1 protein-coding gene is annotated in these 270 nt (G+C 55.6%); it reads right to left on the bottom strand.

What is annotated here, in order from left to right; translation table 11 throughout:
• A partial coding sequence (locus tag ACVA58_RS28145) for a hypothetical protein (RefSeq protein ID WP_446513530.1) occupies positions 1–185 on the bottom strand: 185 nt, incomplete at its 3' end.
• Positions 186–270: the final 85 nt, after the last annotated feature.

Genomic DNA, 270 nt, shown 5'->3' with positions numbered 1-270 from the left:
ACGTCATCGCGTACCTCAGCAACGATGGTGTGCTCCGCGACCTTGGTGTACTTGCCATAGCCGCGCATCCCTTCTTTCGCCCATCGCTCGTAGTCGATGGAACTGAAGTGATACTTCAGACCATCACCTTCCCAAGGCTCTTTGGGCTCAGCGAAGATCCAGCCCTTGATCTCAATCGTTTTCATGTCTCATCCCCTGCTGGTTGTTCAGTGGCGGCGGTTAGGCGATCTGTTCCCAGTGCGCCAAATTGATCTGACGCGCCGCATGCAC

The sequence above is a fragment of the Photobacterium sp. DNB22_13_2 genome (assembly GCF_052873915.1).
The sequence above is the reverse complement of the archived record's forward strand: the minus strand, read 5'-3'. Positions and strand labels throughout refer to the sequence as shown.